This window comes from Thermithiobacillus plumbiphilus, assembly GCF_038070005.1.
Taxonomy (GTDB): domain Bacteria; phylum Pseudomonadota; class Gammaproteobacteria; order Acidithiobacillales; family Thermithiobacillaceae; genus JBBPCO01.
Genome location: NZ_JBBPCO010000010.1, coordinates 41114 through 57841, shown reverse-complemented (window position 1 = coordinate 57841; position 16728 = coordinate 41114). Strand labels below are relative to the sequence as shown.

Annotated in this window: 15 protein-coding genes; 12 read left to right on the top strand and 3 right to left on the bottom strand. The window is 61.7% G+C overall.

What is annotated here, in order from left to right:
- Nucleotides 1-2: 2 nt before the first annotated feature.
- The 12 genes from WOB96_RS10575 to WOB96_RS10520 all read left to right on the top strand — a co-directional run bounded on the left by WOB96_RS10575 (nt 3) and on the right by WOB96_RS10520 (nt 13638).
- Nucleotides 3-1271, top strand: coding sequence for a murein hydrolase activator EnvC family protein (locus tag WOB96_RS10575; protein ID WP_341371261.1), 1269 nt, complete (start codon nt 3-5; stop codon nt 1269-1271).
- A gap of 60 nt (nt 1272-1331) precedes the next feature.
- A complete protein-coding gene (locus tag WOB96_RS10570) occupies nt 1332-2807 on the top strand; it encodes a S41 family peptidase (protein WP_341371260.1) in 1476 nt (491 codons plus the stop codon).
- Between the two features lie 10 nt (nt 2808-2817).
- On the top strand, nt 2818-3369 hold the full coding sequence (locus WOB96_RS10565; RefSeq protein WP_341371259.1) for a DJ-1 family glyoxalase III: 552 nt from the start codon (nt 2818-2820) through the stop codon (nt 3367-3369).
- 134 nt (nt 3370-3503) lie between these two features.
- Nucleotides 3504-4280 carry a peptidylprolyl isomerase gene (locus tag WOB96_RS10560; RefSeq protein ID WP_341371258.1) on the top strand — a complete coding sequence of 259 codons (777 nt, stop codon included), beginning with the start codon at nt 3504-3506 and terminating at the stop codon, nt 4278-4280.
- A gap of 141 nt (nt 4281-4421) precedes the next feature.
- Nucleotides 4422-4751 (top strand): DUF3579 domain-containing protein, encoded by a 330-nt coding sequence (locus WOB96_RS10555; RefSeq protein WP_341371257.1) that lies wholly within the window; start codon nt 4422-4424, stop codon nt 4749-4751.
- Nucleotides 4752-4983: 232 nt separating this feature from the next.
- A complete protein-coding gene (clpS, locus tag WOB96_RS10550; RefSeq protein ID WP_341371256.1) occupies nt 4984-5292 on the top strand; it encodes an ATP-dependent Clp protease adapter ClpS in 309 nt (102 codons plus the stop codon).
- Between the two features lie 6 nt (nt 5293-5298).
- Complete coding sequence (gene clpA / locus WOB96_RS10545) at nt 5299-7545, top strand: ATP-dependent Clp protease ATP-binding subunit ClpA (protein WP_341371255.1); 2247 nt, start codon at nt 5299-5301, stop codon at nt 7543-7545.
- 71 nt (nt 7546-7616) lie between these two features.
- Nucleotides 7617-7940 carry a putative signal transducing protein gene (locus WOB96_RS10540; protein WP_341371254.1) on the top strand — a complete coding sequence of 108 codons (324 nt, stop codon included), beginning with the start codon at nt 7617-7619 and terminating at the stop codon, nt 7938-7940.
- Between the two features lie 138 nt (nt 7941-8078).
- Nucleotides 8079-9095, top strand: coding sequence for a hypothetical protein (locus WOB96_RS10535; RefSeq protein ID WP_341371253.1), 1017 nt, complete (start codon nt 8079-8081; stop codon nt 9093-9095).
- 74 nt (nt 9096-9169) lie between these two features.
- On the top strand, nt 9170-11509 hold the full coding sequence (locus tag WOB96_RS10530; protein WP_341371252.1) for a response regulator: 2340 nt from the start codon (nt 9170-9172) through the stop codon (nt 11507-11509).
- Nucleotides 11506-11898 (top strand): response regulator, encoded by a 393-nt coding sequence (locus WOB96_RS10525; RefSeq protein ID WP_341371251.1) that lies wholly within the window; start codon nt 11506-11508, stop codon nt 11896-11898. The genes WOB96_RS10530 and WOB96_RS10525 overlap by 4 nt, the downstream gene beginning before the upstream one ends.
- 84 nt (nt 11899-11982) lie before the next feature.
- A complete protein-coding gene (locus tag WOB96_RS10520) occupies nt 11983-13638 on the top strand; it encodes a diguanylate cyclase (protein ID WP_341371250.1) in 1656 nt (551 codons plus the stop codon).
- Nucleotides 13639-13716: 78 nt separating this feature from the next.
- Here the strand turns inward: WOB96_RS10520 and WOB96_RS10515 are convergent, their stop codons facing one another.
- The 3 genes from WOB96_RS10515 to ubiD all read right to left on the bottom strand — a co-directional run bounded on the left by WOB96_RS10515 (nt 13717) and on the right by ubiD (nt 16697).
- Entirely contained in the window at nt 13717-14421 is a 705-nt protein-coding gene (locus WOB96_RS10515) for an MBL fold metallo-hydrolase (protein ID WP_341371249.1), read from the bottom strand.
- A 39-nt stretch (nt 14422-14460) separates the two neighbouring features.
- Nucleotides 14461-15036 (bottom strand): rhodanese-like domain-containing protein, encoded by a 576-nt coding sequence (locus tag WOB96_RS10510; RefSeq protein ID WP_341371248.1) that lies wholly within the window; start codon nt 15034-15036, stop codon nt 14461-14463.
- Nucleotides 15037-15233: 197 nt separating this feature from the next.
- Nucleotides 15234-16697: a 4-hydroxy-3-polyprenylbenzoate decarboxylase gene (ubiD, locus tag WOB96_RS10505; protein ID WP_341371247.1), complete on the bottom strand. Its 1464-nt coding sequence runs from the start codon at nt 16695-16697 to the stop codon at nt 15234-15236.
- Nucleotides 16698-16728: the final 31 nt, after the last annotated feature.

Below are 16728 nucleotides of genomic sequence, written 5' to 3'. Positions count from 1 at the left end.
CCTTGAAAAAATGGCAGCGCCTTGTCCTGGTGTGCCTGATCGGTTTCGCAGGCCTGATCACCGGGCTGCCGCCACAGGCGCAGGCCCGCACCGCCCAAGAGACCCAGCAGCACAAGCTCAAGAAGCTGCACAAGGAAATCGGCGACCTGCGCCAGACGGTAAAGAAAACCCGGCGCAGCAAGGCTGAAATCGAGGCGGACCTGCGCCGGCTCGATCAGGAGATCCGGACTCAGGGCGAAAAGCTGCAACAATTGCAGACCAGACAGGCAGTCCTGCAGCAGGGCCTGCAGCAACTCCAGGGCCAGAGCCGCGACCTGGCGCAGTCGCTCGCCCAACAGCGCAAGCTGCTGAGCAAGCAGCTGCGTGCCGCCTACATGCAGGGCCCACAGAGCCTGTTGCAGCTCTGGCTGAACCAGAAAAACCCGGCCGAGCCCAGTCGCGGCATGGAGTATTTCCGGCGCCTGAACCAGGCGCGCCTGGACCAGATCGACAGCATCCGGAACACGTCCCAGGCCGTGGCCAGCAAATCCACCGAACTGGCCCGGGCCCAGGCCAGCCTGCAGGAGAACACGAGGCAGATCGCCACCCAGCAGACAGCGCTCGAGGAAGGTCGGCAGGCGCGCCAGAAATTGGCCCTGGAAGTGCAGAAGACCCTTGCCGGACAGGAAAAGCGCCTGACCCGCTTGCAAAAGGATGCCAGAAACCTGGACCACCTGCTCAAGCGGCTGGCTGCCCAGGCCGCCAAGCGGGCGAAAATCGAGGCTACCCGCCGCGCCCGGATCAAGGCCCAGGAACAGGCCCGGCTGCGTGCCGAGGCCGCGAAAAAGCACCAGACCAGCACGCAGGCGCGAAGTGAAAGCCGGCGCCCGGCCAAGACCGCTGTTGCCCTGGCGCAACTTTCCCCACCTGTTGGTGGTCCAATTCTGGTCCGCTTTGGTTCACCGCGCATGAATGGTGGGATGCGCTGGCAGGGCGTGGTGTTCGGCAGCTCCGCCGGAAGCCCGGTACGCGCCATAGCACCTGGAAGGGTAGTCTATGCCGGCTCGCTCCGGGGGTATGGCCAGATCATGATCCTGGATCATGACAATGGCCTGCTCTCCCTTTACAGCCATATTCGGGGTATGCTCCGGGAGACCGGTCAGCGCGTAGCGGCAGGTGAACAGATTGCCTCTGTCGGACAAGATCCTGATCAGGAAGAATCAGGACTATATTTTGAATTGCGGAAAAACGGCCGGCCTGTCAATCCTCAGAGCTATCTGCGGTCACGCTAGCATGATGCGAGACAGCCTTGACCCCGCTTTCCGGCACTTAATCTACATCGGAGAATCATTATGTCCATCCGCTTTCCCCGCGCGAAAACCCTTTCCAGCGTCGCGCTCGGCATCGTCATCGGTACCGGCCTGTCCATGGCCATCGGGGTACAGGCCGACAAGTCGAGCCAGGATACCGGGATTCCGCTGGAGGATATCCGCACTTTCAGTGAGATCTTTGGCAAGATCAAGACCGATTACGTCAAGCCGGTCGGGGACAAGAAGCTGATGGAGGGGGCCATCAACGGCATGGTCGAGAGCCTCGATCCCCACTCCGGCTATCTCACGCCCGACATGTTCAAGGAAATCCAGATCGTCACCGACGGCAAGTTCGGCGGTCTGGGCATCGAGGTGACCGCCGAGCGCGGCTTCGTCAAGGTGGTTGCCCCCATCGATGATACGCCCGCGGCCCGCGCCGGCCTGCATGCCGGAGACCTCATCATCAAGATCGACAATACCATGGTGAAGGGCCTGACCCTGCAACAGGCCGTGGACAAGATGCGCGGAGAACCGGGATCCAAGATCAGCCTGACGGTGTTGCGCGAGGGCCAGGCCAAGCCGCTGACCTTCAACATGGTGCGCGACCAGATCCGGGTTCAGAGCGTCAAGAGCAGCAGCCTTGCGCCCGGCTACGGCTATGTCCGCATCACCCAGTTCCAGCAGCAGACCGGCCATGACGTACGGATTGCCGTGCAGGACCTGGTCAAAAAGAATGGTGGCAAGCTCGAAGGCCTGGTGCTCGATCTGCGCAACAATCCCGGCGGCGTGCTCAATGGCGCGGTCGAGGTGGCCGATCTCTTCCTCGACAAGGGCCTGATCGTTTACACCAAGGGCCGCGTGGCCGACAGCGACATGCAGTTCAAGGCCAGCCCCTCGGCCCTGCTCAAGGGCACCCCCATCGTGGTGCTGGTCAATGAGGGTTCGGCATCCGCTTCCGAAATCGTTGCCGGGGCCCTGCAGGACGATACGCGCGCCGTGATTGCGGGCATGCAGACCTTCGGCAAGGGATCGGTGCAGTCGGTGCTGCCCATGGCCAATGGCGCGGCCCTGAAGCTGACCACCGCCCTCTACTACACCCCCAAGGGCCGCTCGATCCAGGCCCGGGGCATCGTGCCCGACGTGGAGATCCCCACCCTGGAGGAAGCAGCGAACCAGGAGAGCGCCGCGGACCTGCTGCGCGAGGCGGACCTGAGCCAGCATCTGGTCACCGACAGTGAGGATAAGGATGTCATGCAGGTGGATGGCCCGATCAAGGAGAAATCACGCCTGATGATCCAGCCGCTGCCTTCGGAACTGCCGTCGCCCGAGGCCAAGGCCAAGGAGCCCGAACTGCCGCAGGCCAGCAACAGCAAACCGGACCTGGTCAAGGACTTCCAGCTGCGCCAGGCCCTCAACATGCTCAAGGGCACGGCGACCTATGTCAGCGACAAGGGCAAGCCCGCCAAGGCACCGGAGTCCCTGTCCATGCTGCTGCTGCCCAGGGCTGCGGGCCAGTAAGGGCGCCGGGATGACACGCGTACTGCTACCCTTGGCCGAGGGCTTCGAGGATCTCGAAGCCGTGACCATCATCGACATCCTGCGACGTGCCGGGATCGAGATGGTCACCGCCGGCCTGCAGGCCGGGCCGGTAACGGGCGCGCGGGGTACGCGCGTGCTGCCGGATAGCCAGCTCGACGAAGTGCTGGCACAGAAATTCGACTTGCTCGTCCTGCCCGGCGGCCAGCCCGGCACGCGCAACCTGCAGGCCGATCCACGCATCCGCAAGCTGCTCCTGCAGCGCCAGGACCAGGGCGAGTTCGTGGCGGCGATCTGCGCGGCACCAGGAATCCTCGCCGATGTCGGCTTGCTGACAGGCAAGCGCGCGACCAGCTTTCCCGGGGCCATCGATGCCACGCGCACCGACCTGGAATACCGTGAGGACAGCGTGGTTGTGGATGGCAGCATCATCACCTCGCGGGGCCCTGGCACGGCCATGGACTTCGCCCTCACCCTCGTGGACCTCCTGGAAGGTCCGCAACGGCGCGACAGCGTCGAGCGCTCGCTGATGCGTCCAGCCTGAGCTGCGGCTCAGAGCAGGAGGCCCCCCGGTCAACCGCATCGCCGACAATCCTTTACATGTTATTGACATGCGTGGCTTTTACATCCCGCGCGTTTATGGATAATATCCGCCAACTCTCGACATAAGGTTTCGCCATGAAAAAGCGTTCCATCCTTGCCCTGGCCACTTTCGCCACGTTCAGCCTGCCCTTGCAGGCCGCCCCTTCCGCCGTGGTGAACGGGACCACCATCGACCAGAACCAAGTGCAGGCCGTCATGGGCAGCAATCCGGCCCTGGCGCGCTCACCGCAAGCCGCCGAGCAGGTGGTGGACAGCCTGGTGGCACAGGAACTGCTGGCCCAGGATGCGCGCAGCAAGAATCTAGACAAGAACCCGCAGGTACAGGCCCGCCTGGCCCTGGCCAACCGGCAGGTACTTGCCAATGCCGCGATCGAAGACTATCTGTCAAAGCATCCGGTGACGGATGCCGAATTAAAGAGCGCCTACCAGGAATTCATCAAGTCACTCGGTAGCCAGGAATACCGTGCCCGGCACATCCTGGTGCGTTCCGATGCCGAAGCGAACAGTATCATGACACAACTGCGCAATGGTGGTGATTTCGCCAAGCTGGCCAAGTCCAAGTCCATCGACAAGGGTAGCGCCCAGAAGGGCGGCGAACTCGGCTGGTTCGTGCCCGGCATGATGGTAAAACCCTTCGCAGACGCGGTAATGGGTGCCAAAAAGGGCGCGCTGGTCGGCCCGGTGAAGACCGAGTTTGGCAATCACATCATCCAGCTGGAAGAAACCCGCAAGATCAACCCGCCCAGTTTCGATGCGGTCAAGGAGCGTCTGCGCGGCGAGCTGCAGCAGCAGGAGATCCAAAAGTATGTGGAAGCGCGCCGGGCACAGGCTAAAATCGAGGCAAAGCGCTAATCCTGTTCCAGCAGGGCCTCGAGCGACCACAGTCAGCAGCTGATTTCAGGGCCATTCCCGAAAACCCCGCGCCTTCCGGGAACCAAAATGGCCCTCATGGATCTCAGTGCGCGGTAGGTTTATTTGAGGTCAAACACTTCGATGATTGAAAGAAATTGCAAGATCCTCGTCAACGGCGTCACTAACGCCGGCAAGAAGTTTCGCCCCAGCGACTGGGCGGAACGTCTGTCGGAATCGGTGTGCTGGGTCGGCGCTGACCACCGGATCCATTACTCGCCCTATGTGGAACCCCTCCTGATCGAGGGCAATGCCGCCATCCGCATCGATCCCCAGCTCAGGGAGGTCAACCCCAAGGCTTTCAAGCAGATCATGGATTTCATCCGGGACAATAATCTCAAGGTCCTGGAAAGCTGTGCCGTGGCGGACCTGCAGGACGAGCAGATGCCTGGCGCCCAGGTCGCCAACGGCTGAACCCCCACCTTTCGGCAGTGGATTTCCCGTTGCCGCAGGCGTAACATCATTTACGGGTCCTGCTTGACCCACGCGCCTGCGGTCAAATGATCTTTCTGATCAGTTTCGGTCAGCCCGGACAAGTACCGTCCTGTCCTGAGGTCCTTGGCCGCTATTGGAATTTTCGCCCACAATCCCAATCTAAGATCCGTAAGCCTTGCGCTTGCAGATGAAATAATCTCTTGAACAATCCATGAGCACACGCGGCCCAAGACACAGCACAGTTCTGGAACACAAGCCTGAGCTCAAAAAGCCCAGCATGTACAAGGTTGTCCTCCTAAATGACGACTACACGCCCATGGACTTCGTGGTCTATATTCTGGAAGAGTTCTTCCAGAAGTCACGGATGGAGGCTACCCGGATCATGCTGCACGTTCATCAGCGTGGCCAGGGAATCTGCGGGGTCTATCCCTATGACATTGCCGAGTCCAAGGTCGCCCAGGTAACCGAGGCCGCCCGCCGGAATGAGCACCCGCTGCAGTGCATCATGGAAAAGGAGTAAATTCCGATGATTGACAAGGCGCTCGAACAGACATTCAATCAGGCGCTCCAGGCCGCCCGTAGCCGCGGCCATGAATTTGCCAGCGTGGAGCACCTTCTGCTCGCCCTTCTGGACAATCCGCACGCATCCGAGGTGCTGGAAGCCTGTGGGGCGGACCTTAGCGCTTTGCGTCATGACATCGCCCAGTTTCTCAATGAAAGCATCCGGCCCATTGGTCCGGAGAACACGGTCAAGACCCAGCCCAGCATCGGTTTCCAGCGGGTCCTGCAGCGTGCGCTCTATCATGTGCAGTCCTCGGGCAAGGATGAGGTCACCGGGGCCAATATCCTGGTGGCGCTCTTTTCGGAGCGCGAATCCCATGCGGTGTATTTCCTGCAGAAGGCCGAGGTCACCCGGCTGGATGTGGTGAATTTTCTCTCGCATGGCATCCGCAAGAAGGCCGCGGAGCCCGAGGAAACTGCCACCGAGCATGCTGAAACCGAGGACTCCAAGGATCCGCTGGTCAACTTCACGGTGAATCTGACGGCCCGGGCCCGGGCCGGCAAGCTCGACCCCTTGATCGGACGCGAGCATGAGCTCACCCGCACCATCCAGATCCTGGTGCGCCGGCGCAAGAACAACCCGATCTATGTCGGCGAGCCCGGTGTCGGCAAGACCGCCATCGTCGAGGGTCTGGCGCGGCGCATCGTGGCCGGCGAGGTACCCGAGCAGTTGCATGGGGCCACGGTCTATTCACTGGACATGGGCGCCCTGATTGCCGGCTCGCGCTATCGTGGCGACTTCGAGGAACGGCTCAAGGCGGTTTTGAAGGCACTCAAGAAGCAACCCAAGGCGGTGCTGTTCATCGATGAGATCCATACCATCATCGGTGCCGGCGCGGCCTCCGGCGGCGCAATGGACGCCTCGAACCTGCTCAAGCCCGCGCTGGCCTCGGGTGAACTCAAGTGCATTGGCGCGACCACCTATCAGGAATACCGCCAGTACTTCGAGAAGGACCGGGCCCTGTCGCGGCGCTTCCAGAAGATCGACGTGCACGAGCCCTCGGTGGAGGAATCGGTGAAGATCCTGCGTGGGCTGAAATCCAGCTTCGAACAGCATCATGGGGTGCGTTATACCCAGGAAGCACTGCGCTCGGCGGTGGAGCTCTCGGTGCGCCACATCCATGACCGCTTCCTGCCGGACAAGGCCATCGACGTCATCGACGAGGTGGGCGCCGCCATGACCCTGGCGCCGAAGTCCAGGCGCAAGCAGGTGATCGGCACCCGGGATATCGAGGATATCGTCGCCAAGATTGCGCGCATCCCGCCCAAGAGCGTGTCGAGCTCCGACAAGGAGTCACTGCGCAATCTGGAGCGGGACCTCAAGCTGACCATCTTCGGTCAGGATGCCGCCATCGAACAGCTCGCTTCGGCCATCAAGCTGTCGCGCGCGGGTCTTGGGCATCCGGAAAAGCCGATCGGCTCCTTCCTGTTCTCGGGTCCGACCGGGGTCGGCAAGACCGAACTGACCCGCCAGTTGGCGCAGACGCTTGGGGTGGAACTGATCCGCTTCGACATGAGCGAGTACATGGAGCGGCACACGGTGTCGCGCCTGATCGGCGCCCCGCCGGGATATGTCGGCTTTGATCAGGCCGGGCTGCTGACCGAGGCCGTGGTCAAGCACCCGCATGCGGTGCTGCTGCTCGACGAGATCGAGAAGGCGCATCCGGATGTCTTCAACATCCTGCTGCAGGTGATGGACCACGGTAAGCTGACCGACAACAACGGCCGGCAGGCCGACTTCCGCAATGTGGTATTGATCATGACCACCAACGCCGGCGCTTCCGAGCTCTCCAAGCCGGTGATGGGCTTCACCGGGCATGGCGCGACCCGTAGCGGGGATGATGTCGAGGCGATCAAGCGCACCTTCACGCCGGAGTTCCGCAACCGGCTGGATGCGGTGATCCCCTTCGCGCCGCTCTCGTCCGAGGTCGTCGCCCATGTGGTGGACAAGTTCGTGATGGAACTGGAAGAGCAGTTGCAGGACAAGGGCGTGGTCATCACTGTCACGCCGGCGGCCCGGCGCTGGCTGGCCGAGCACGGCTACGATGCCCAGATGGGCGCGCGGCCCATGGCGCGGCTGATCCAGGAACAGCTCAAGCGGCCCATGGCCGAGGAACTGCTGTTTGGAAGACTCAGCAAGGGCGGCGAGGTGGTGGTGGATCTGAAAGACGACAGGATCGCCTTTGACTACAAGGAAAAGGTCCCGGCCTGAACGGGATCTCACGCTGAAGGCAAGGCGGTGTGTGCATGCACACCGCCTTTTTCATGTGCCAGGGAGGGCATATGCGAAAGATCTATCAGGCGGCAAATCTCTTCGAGGCACAGATCCTGCGCGATCGGCTGGAGGCGGCGCATCTGCGGGCTGAAGTCTTCAACGCCCATGCCCATAGTGCGGCCGGCGCGCTGCCGGTGACGGAAATCTATCCCGAGGTCTGGATCCTGGAGGATAATGACTGGGATCTGGCGCTGCGGGTACTGGGTGAATACCAGGCGGAACTGCAGGCTGGCAATCAATGCGAGCGCCGCTGCCAAAAGTGTGGCGAGATGGTGCCTGGGAATTTTGCTTCCTGCTGGAATTGCGGCACCGAACTGGCAGAGGATTGCTGAAGCGGGTTCTATCACTACAGTGCCCGGTCTCTACCGGACGTTGACTGCTCACGGATGATGACCGGGACTACTGCACAACTGGCATCCCTGCCAGGATCGACTATCAATAGAAGTTCTCCTGCTTCCCGGAACTGACACTTGCCAAGACTTTATCGGTTATCCCTGCTCTTGCTTTCCCTGCTGTCCCTTGCCGTGCTCGCCGCTCACGCCAGCCAGATGCTCGGCTGGCAACCCTGGGCCGGGATATTGCAGGTGTCGCCGGTCAGCGCAATCAATTTCGTGCTGGTAATCCTGGCCTTGCGCCTGCCTGTAGAGGGCGAGCCCAGAGCGCGTGAAGCGCGTGCCCTGCTGAGCATTACCATCATGTTATCCGTAGCGCTGACGCTTGCCATGGGATTCAGCGAGTTGCTTGCCAGCAGCACGGAAGCCTTACCAAAATCTCCCTGGCGAATGGCCTGGAATTCCGCACTGCTTTTTCTCCTGTGTGGGTTGGCGCTGCTGCGTTTTGACCGGACCCATTCCCGGGGCGGCGAGATCCTGATGCAGATGCTGCTTTTCACGGTATTTGCCTTGGGCAGCTTTGCCCTGATCGGGCGCCTGCTTGATGTGCAGTTTCTTTACAGCCTTCGGCATAGCCAGATGCCGGCCATGGCCGCGCTGGGATTCATGCTGTCGAGCACTGCCATCTATATTGCCTGCCTGCAACGAGGCTGCTTCGCCAGTCAGGTCAAACCAGCCGAGGAGCAGCGCATCAACCTGATTGGTGGTCTGGTATTGGCAGCGGTTGCCCTGCTGAGCGGTCTGGGTGTGTTCAAGATCTTTGACAGCCATTTCCGCCAGACTCTGGAGAACTCCCTGGCCCTGTCCCTGCAGGGCCGCATACAGGTAGTGGAAAATTCCCTGGAGCAGGCCCATCAGGCAGCTACGATCATTGCCAGCCGGCCCGTGCTGGCCCGCTTGATCGATTCTACATCCCAGGGTGATGGGTCGGCACGGGCGCAACTGCAACAGGCGGCAAAAAGTTTCCTGCCCTCGGGTTTTGGCAGCCTCGCCTTCGAGAATGCTCAGGGGCGAGTGCTGGCAAGCGCGGGTAAAAGCAGGGAAGCTGGACAGGAAGTCGCGATTCCCCTGGCGGGCCCGCAAGCCGGTGGGTGATCTGGCAGGACGGCTGGCGTTATCGCCTCCGCCTGCCCTTGCGCGATGGCGCGCGCTCCGTGGGACATGTATCAATGGATATGCCGCTGCCCGCCATCAACCGCCTGTTTGCCAGCAATCTCGGGCTGGGCAGGACCGGGGAAATGGTCATCTGCGGTCCACGTCTGATCGCGGGGCGGATTGATACGCAAAACATGCGGTGCATGCCGCACCGCTTCCGCCCGCAGGGCGCCCTCACTCCCTATGTCATCAGTGGCACGCAGCTACCCATGACTCAGGCATTTCAGGGACGGGCGGCGGTCATCCAGGCCCTGGACTACCGCCGCCATGAAGTCATCGACGCCTTCGCGCCCATTGGCAGCAGCGGGCTTGGTATGGTGCTCAAGATCGACAAGGCTGAGCTCTATGCACCCGTCAGCCGGCAGATGCAGCTACTCATACCACTGCTGCTGGCGATCGTACTGGGCGGCATCCTATTGCTGCGTCGCCTGACCCTGCCACTGCTCAGAGCCATCGTCCACTCCGAGGGCCAGGCCAGCGAGAGCAATGAACGACTGCGTCAAAGCGAGGAACGTTACCGCAGCGTGGTGGAAAGCGCGCGCGAGGGCATCGTGACCGCCGACAGCAACGGCAGGATAACCTACATGAATGCTGCTGCCGGACGGATGTTCGGTCAGGACCCGGAAGAGATGCGCGGCCAGTCCGTCACACGGCTCATGCCCGCCCGTTACCAGGAGCAGCACGAAGGCCATATGCAGCGATTCGCCGCTGGTGCTCCGGGACGCATCATGGGCACGCAGGTGGAACTGGAGGGTTTGCGCAAGTCCGGAGAGGAGTTTCCGCTGGAACTGTCGCTGACCTACTGGCAATCGTCGGATGGGATGCATTTCACCAGCATCATGCGCGACATCAGCGAGCGCAAGGCGGTGGAGCGCATGAAAAATGAATTCGTTTCCACGGTGAGCCATGAACTTCGCACCCCTCTGACCTCCATTCGCGGTTCTCTGGGCTTGCTCAGCGGCGGGGTGGCCGGCGAACTCCCCGCGCAGAGCAAACAGCTCGTGAAGATCGCGCTCAGCAACAGTGAGCGACTCAGCAATCTGATCAATGACATTCTCGATATCGAGAAAATCGAGTCGGGCAAGCTCGAACTGCAACCACAGGTGCTGCCGCTGGCGCCGCTCCTGCGTCAGGCCGTCACGGAAAATGCCGGCTATGCCAGTGCCTTTGACTGTACGCTGGTCCTGCAGGAATCCTTCCTGGACACCAAGGTGCGCGTCGATCCAGACCGCTTGATGCAGATCCTGGCCAATCTCCTGTCCAATGCAGCCAAGTTCTCGCCCAAGGGCGGCCAGGTCAGCGTCCATACCGAGCTAACCGTTGCGGGACAGGTACGGATCACGGTTTGCGATCAAGGCCCTGGGGTGCCCGAGAACTTCCATGAGCGCATCTTCCAGAAATTTGCCCAGGCCGATGCCTCCGACACGCGCAGCAAGGGCGGCACGGGCCTTGGCCTGAGCATCAGCAGGGCGCTGGCGCAAGCCATGCAGGGCAGGATCGGCTTCATCAACCATCCCGAGGGCGGGGCCTGCTTCCACCTCGAATTGCCCTGCCTGGACCACTTGCATGAGCGGGCCGGACCGGAATTGGGGCGCATCCTGATCTGCGAGGATGACCCGGATGTAGCGCATCTGCTGTCGCTGATGCTGCGCGAGGGTGGTTTTGCCTGCGACCTGGCATTCTCGGCCAGCCAGGCGAAACAACAGCTTGCGACAGGCAAATACATGGCGATGACCCTGGACATCATGCTGCCTGACCAGGATGGCATCAGTTTCCTGCGGGAACTACGTGCCCAGGCCAGTACGCGGCACCTGCCGATCGTGGTCGTTTCGGCGAAGGCCGCCGCAGGCAGGCAGGAACTCAATGGTGATGCCTTTGCCATCGTCGACTGGCTGAGCAAACCCATCGACCAAAAGAGGCTCCTGGATGGCCTGCATCAGGCTCTGAAGTACAGTGCATCCGAAAAACCCTGTATTCTCCATGTCGAGGATGATCCTGACATCCGGCAGCTGATTGCCATCATGCTGGGCAATGATGCCGAAATCGTTGCAGCCGGGGACGCCGCCAAGGCGCGACAGGCCATGGCCGCCCGGCGTTATCATCTGGTGATCCTCGACCTGGGCCTGCCGGACGACCCCGGCTCTCACCTGCTGGCGGAACTGCGCCAATACCAGCCGCTCACGCCGGTGCTGGTGTTCTCCTCGCAGGAACTGTCACGCGAGCTCAGTGAGCAGGTCGCGGGACTATTGATCAAGAGCCGCACCTCGCATGAGTTGCTGCTGGACAGCATTCGCAAACTGTTGCACCGCCAGGCAATACCGATGCTTGCTGAAATTCCGGAGAAGACTGCATGAGTCAGACAACCCTGCAACGGATTCTGTACATCGAGGATGAACCGGATATCCAGGCCGTAGCCCGGCTGGCGCTGGAGGCGCTGGGCGGCTTTACCGTGGCAACCTGCAGTCTCGGGCGCGAGGCGCTGGAAAAGGGGCCAGGCTTCGCGCCGGACCTGATCCTGCTGGATGTGATGATGCCGGACATGGATGGCCCGAGCACTTTGAAAGCATTGCGCGAGTTGCCGGAGCTGACCGGCGTGCCGATCATCTTCATGACCGCCAAGGTGCAGCCAGCCGAGATCCTGCACTACAAGTCCCTTGGTGCCCTGGATGTGCTGGCCAAGCCTTTTGACCCCATGCAGATCTCCAACCAGATCCGGGCGATCTGGCAGGCAGCGCAAACATAGCCATACATGCCCAGAGCGACACGCCATGGCCAGCCCGTACCTGTTTCAAGAGCTTCTCCCGCAACCGCCAGGAAAAACCATGCCTTGACAGACCAGAAAGATGATTTCCAGGCCCAGCTTGCCATACTGCGCGCCCGATTCCTGCAGCAGTTGCCTGAACAGCTGAAGCAGATGACTGCTGCGCTGGCCAGGGCAGCTACCGAGCCCGACAGTGACGGTTTGCAGGCATTGCACCACCTGGCGCATCGCCTGCATGGTTCCGGCGGTGCATTTGGCTTTCATGCGCTGAGTACGGCAGCCGGTGAACTGGAGCAGGCAATCCAGCAATTGACCGCCTCACCCTCGTCAGCCGACGGCAACGCCGTCGAAAGGCTCGGGCGGCTATTGGGCGTTCTGGAGCATCAGAGCGAAGCGACATCCACCACCATGGAAGTGCTGCCTCCCGGCAAGAGCCCCAGCCCGGCCAGCGACACCCTGGCCCGCATCCACCTGTTGGCTCAAGCATCACCGGAGATGCAGGAGCTGCGGCAGCAACTGGCCTATTTTGGGTATGCTATCGAGCCGCTTGCCAACTGGCAGGCTCTGCAGGCGCTCAGAGCGGATGAACGCGGCCTTGCCTTGATCGATCTCGATCTGCTGGATGCAGGCGTCTCCCTATCTGCACAAGCGGACCAGCCGGACATGTCGCTGGTGTTCCTGTCGCAGCAGGGAGATCTCGCCACCCGGCTGCGGGCGGTCCGCCTCGGCGGAAGCGCCTTTTTTCAGCGCCCTCTGGACACCACGGCCCTGATTGATGCCATTGACGGCCTCGTGACGCGGGCGGGACGCGCGCCCTACCGGGTACTGATCGTCGAGGACAGCAGCACACTGGCCGACTACTATGCCCTGTTGCTACGCCAGGCCGGCATGCAACCACGTTGTCTCGACACCCCCCTGCGGGTACTCGATGAACTTACGGATTTCCTGCCCGACATTATCCTGATGGACCTCTATCTCGGGGCCTGCAATGGCTTCGAACTGGCCGCCGTGATCCGCCAGCAGGCCACCTATGCCGGCATTCCCATCGTGTTCCTGTCCGCCGAGCGGAACCTTGGCAAGCAAATGAATGCCATGCGCCTGGGTGGGGATGATTTCATCACCAAACCGGTCGATCCCGACCGCCTGGCTGCCTCTCTGGCGAGCCGCGCCGATCGGGCACGGGGCATGCGCGCCCTGATGAGCCGCGACAGCCTCACCGGGCTGCTGAACCACACCCATTTCACCGATCAGCTCGACATCGAGGTAGCCCGGGCGCGCCGGCAGCAGCAGCCATTCTGTCTGGCCATGATCGATATCGACTTTTTCAAGGCCGTCAATGATCAATATGGGCATCCGGTGGGCGACCGCGTCATCAAGAGCCTCGCCCGCTTATTGCAGCAGCGCCTGCGCAAGACCGACATCATTGGTCGATATGGCGGCGAGGAATTCGCGGTGATTCTCTGGGCGGATCTGGCCGATAGCTTCCGCGTGCTGAACGATATCCGCGAGCAGTTCTCACACATTCGCCATCAGGCCAGTGACGACAGCTTCCACGCTACCATCAGTATCGGAGTGACCGGCTGGCCGCAGCAGGATGGCAGCGATGCCCTGTACGAGGCGGCGGACCAGGCGCTCTATCAGGCCAAACATCAAGGCCGCAACCAGGTGGTCGCAGCCTGGGACAGCATTCCCCCCTTGCCTTCCCAGCACCACCCCGCCTGAGGCCTGGCGCAAGGTCGGATTCGGGCACAAAAAAACGCCGCGAAGATCGCGGCGTTTCCAGTTAGAGCGGGCGTTGGCTCAGGCGGCGAGGCCGGACCGGCCACACAGGAGATTCGCGGGCACGGCTTCATCGATGAGTTTGGGGCGCGGCAGGTTCAGGGCATCCATGATAGCCATGAATTCATCGCGGGTCTTGCCGGCCAGGCGCGGATTGCTGGTACGCTCCTGATCCACGCTGCTGACCCGGCGGCCATTGTAGTCATGACCCGGATAGATCAGGGTCTCACAGGGCAGGCTGAAGATCTTGCCGGTGATGCTGTCGTAGAGCTTGCCGGCATCACCTCCCTGGAAATCGGTGCGACCGCAACCGCCGATGAGCAATGTGTCGCCGGTGAACACCCGGTCACGCCAAAGATAGGACACGCAACCTTCCGTATGTCCGGGCGTGGCGAGCACGCGGATGTGCTCGGAACCAAACAGGATCAGATCACCATCATCCACCTGGTTCTCGGCGCAGTGCGCGCCGCCCCGGCGACTGACCACGGCCTGGGCCCCGGTGCGCTGTTTCAGGAGATCCGCGCCGGTGACATGATCCGCATGGATATGGGTCTCCAGGATATAGCGCAGGCGCATCTGCGGATGCATGGCATGCAGGGTCTCCAGAATCGGCTCGACCATTTCGCGCACTGGGTCGATGACCACCGCTTCCAGTTTGAACGGATCAGCGATCAGGTAGGTCAGGGTGGAGCTGGTGGGGTCAAAAAGCTGACGAAAATAGAACATATGCACTCCCCGGCCGCCTGGGCGGCATCTGAGACTTGATCAGGACAGCGCCATGTTCTGGCGCACGAAGCTGCTGGCCCGTGCAGGCAGATTCTTGTTCCAGGGCATGTGTGCCAGCATGCGCGACACGCTGCAGCGGCCTGTCCAGCCGGCATACAGCAAGCCAAAGCCGATGCCACCGGCCAGCAGATAGGCCGCGGGATGCAGCAGGGTGCCTGCCAAGGTGGCCAGGATGATCATGCTGCCGGCCCCGATCTGCATCTGCTGCTGCACCGGCAGGATGCGCCCGGCCCGGTGCAGGTCCTTCTCGGCGCCTTGCGCGACAAGGTTGAGGCCGCCCTTGAGGACCACGACGTCCTTGCCCGGGAACAGCTGCTCCAGATTGCTCGCCGCCTGCTTGGCGCGCATGCCGGAGGCACACAGCACCACGAAGCGATCAAAGCGGGCCAGGGCCTGCTCGTTCTTGCCCAGTTCCGCCGTGGGAATGTTGACGAAGCCAGGGACGAATGCCGTGTAGCACTCCTCGGCGCTGCGGACATCCAGAAACAAGGTCTTGCCATCGCCTGCGGCGATCATTTCCTTGAGGTCTTTCAGGTCAATCTGCTTTTCGGTCATTTGGACACCTCTTGCCTTGATAATCAATGGTTTGGCTTGGCATCGGGATCCCGCGCTTGCAGCTCTTGCCTGCGTATCCCAGGGGCCCATTATAATTTAATCGATTACTTATGCAATGAGGCCAGAAAGAAAAAGCAATGAAAATCAAGGACATATAGGTATCTTTATAGTCTTATAAAGCGCCTACAGGGCTGGCCTTACAAACCAAGCTCTGCCCAGATCTCATCCACCCGCGCCCGCACCTGGCCATCCATGACGATGGGACGGCCCCACTCGCGGCTGGTCTCGCCGGGCAGTTTATTGGTGGCATCCAGACCGATCTTGCCGCCGAGTCCTGATATGGGCGAGGCGAAGTCGAGATAGTCGATGGGGGTATTTTCCACCAGCAGGGTATCGCGCACCGGATCCATGCGTGTGGTCATGGCCCAGACCACGTCCTCCCACTTGCGGCAATCAATGTCGTCATCCACCACGATCACGAACTTGGTGTACATGAACTGGCGCAGATAGCTCCAGACCCCGAACATGACGCGCTTGGCATGCCCGGGATAGGCCTTCTTCATGCTGACTACCGCCACGCGATAGGAGCAACCCTCGGGCGGCAGATAGAAATCCACGATCTCCGGGAACTGCTTTTGCAGCAGCGGCACGAAGACCTCGTTGAGCGCCACCCCTAAAATGGCGGGCTCGTCCGGTGGCCGGCCGGTGTAGGTGCTGTGATAGATGGGATTGTCGCGGTGGGTGATGCACTCGATGGTGAAGACCGGAAAGCTTTCCACCTCGTTGTAGTAGCCGGTGTGATCGCCAAACGGCCCCTCGGGGGCCATATCATCGGGATGGATATGCCCTTCCAGCACGATCTCGGCGCTGGCTGGCACCTGCAATGGCACGGTGAGGCAGTCGGCGAGCTCGGTTTTGGCACCACGCAACAGGCCTGCAAACTGGTGCTCGGCCAGGGTATCCGGCACCGGCGTGACAGCCGCGAGGATGGTGGCCGGATCGGCGCCATAGGCCACCGCCACCGGAAAGGGCTGGCCGGGATTGGCCTTCTGGAACTCGCGATAATCGAGCGCCCCACCCCGATGCGCCAGCCAGCGCATGATGACGCGGTTGCTGCCGATCACCTGCTGGCGATAGATGCCCATGTTGGCGCGCGGTTTGTGCGGCCCCTTGGTGACGGTCAGGCCCCAGGTCATCAATGGACCGGCGTCCTCGGGCCAGCAGTGCTGGACCGGGATTCGGGCGAGATCGACTTCATCGCCGCGCAGCACGTTCTGCTGACAGACGGGCCTTTTGACCACGCTCGGCGCCATGTTGAGCACCTGCTTCAAGATCGGCATCTTGTCCCAGAGGTCACGAAAGCCGCGCGGCGGCTCGGGTTCCTTGAGGTAGGCCAGCAGGCGCCCGACATCGCGCAACTCCGAGATGTCCTGGCGCCCCATGCCCAGCGCCACCCGCTCGGTGGTGCCAAAGAGATTGCCGAGTACCGGCATGTCAAAGCCGGTGGGGTTTTCAAACAGGATGGCCGGGCCGCCGGCACGCAGGGTGCGGTCGCAGATTTCGGTCATTTCAAGATGCGGCGAGACGGCGGTTTTGACCCGCTTCAACAAGCCTCGCCCCTCCAGATCGCGGATGAAGTCCCGCAGATCGCGGTAGGCCATGAATCCCCTCCCTTCCTGCGCCTCTTGGCTG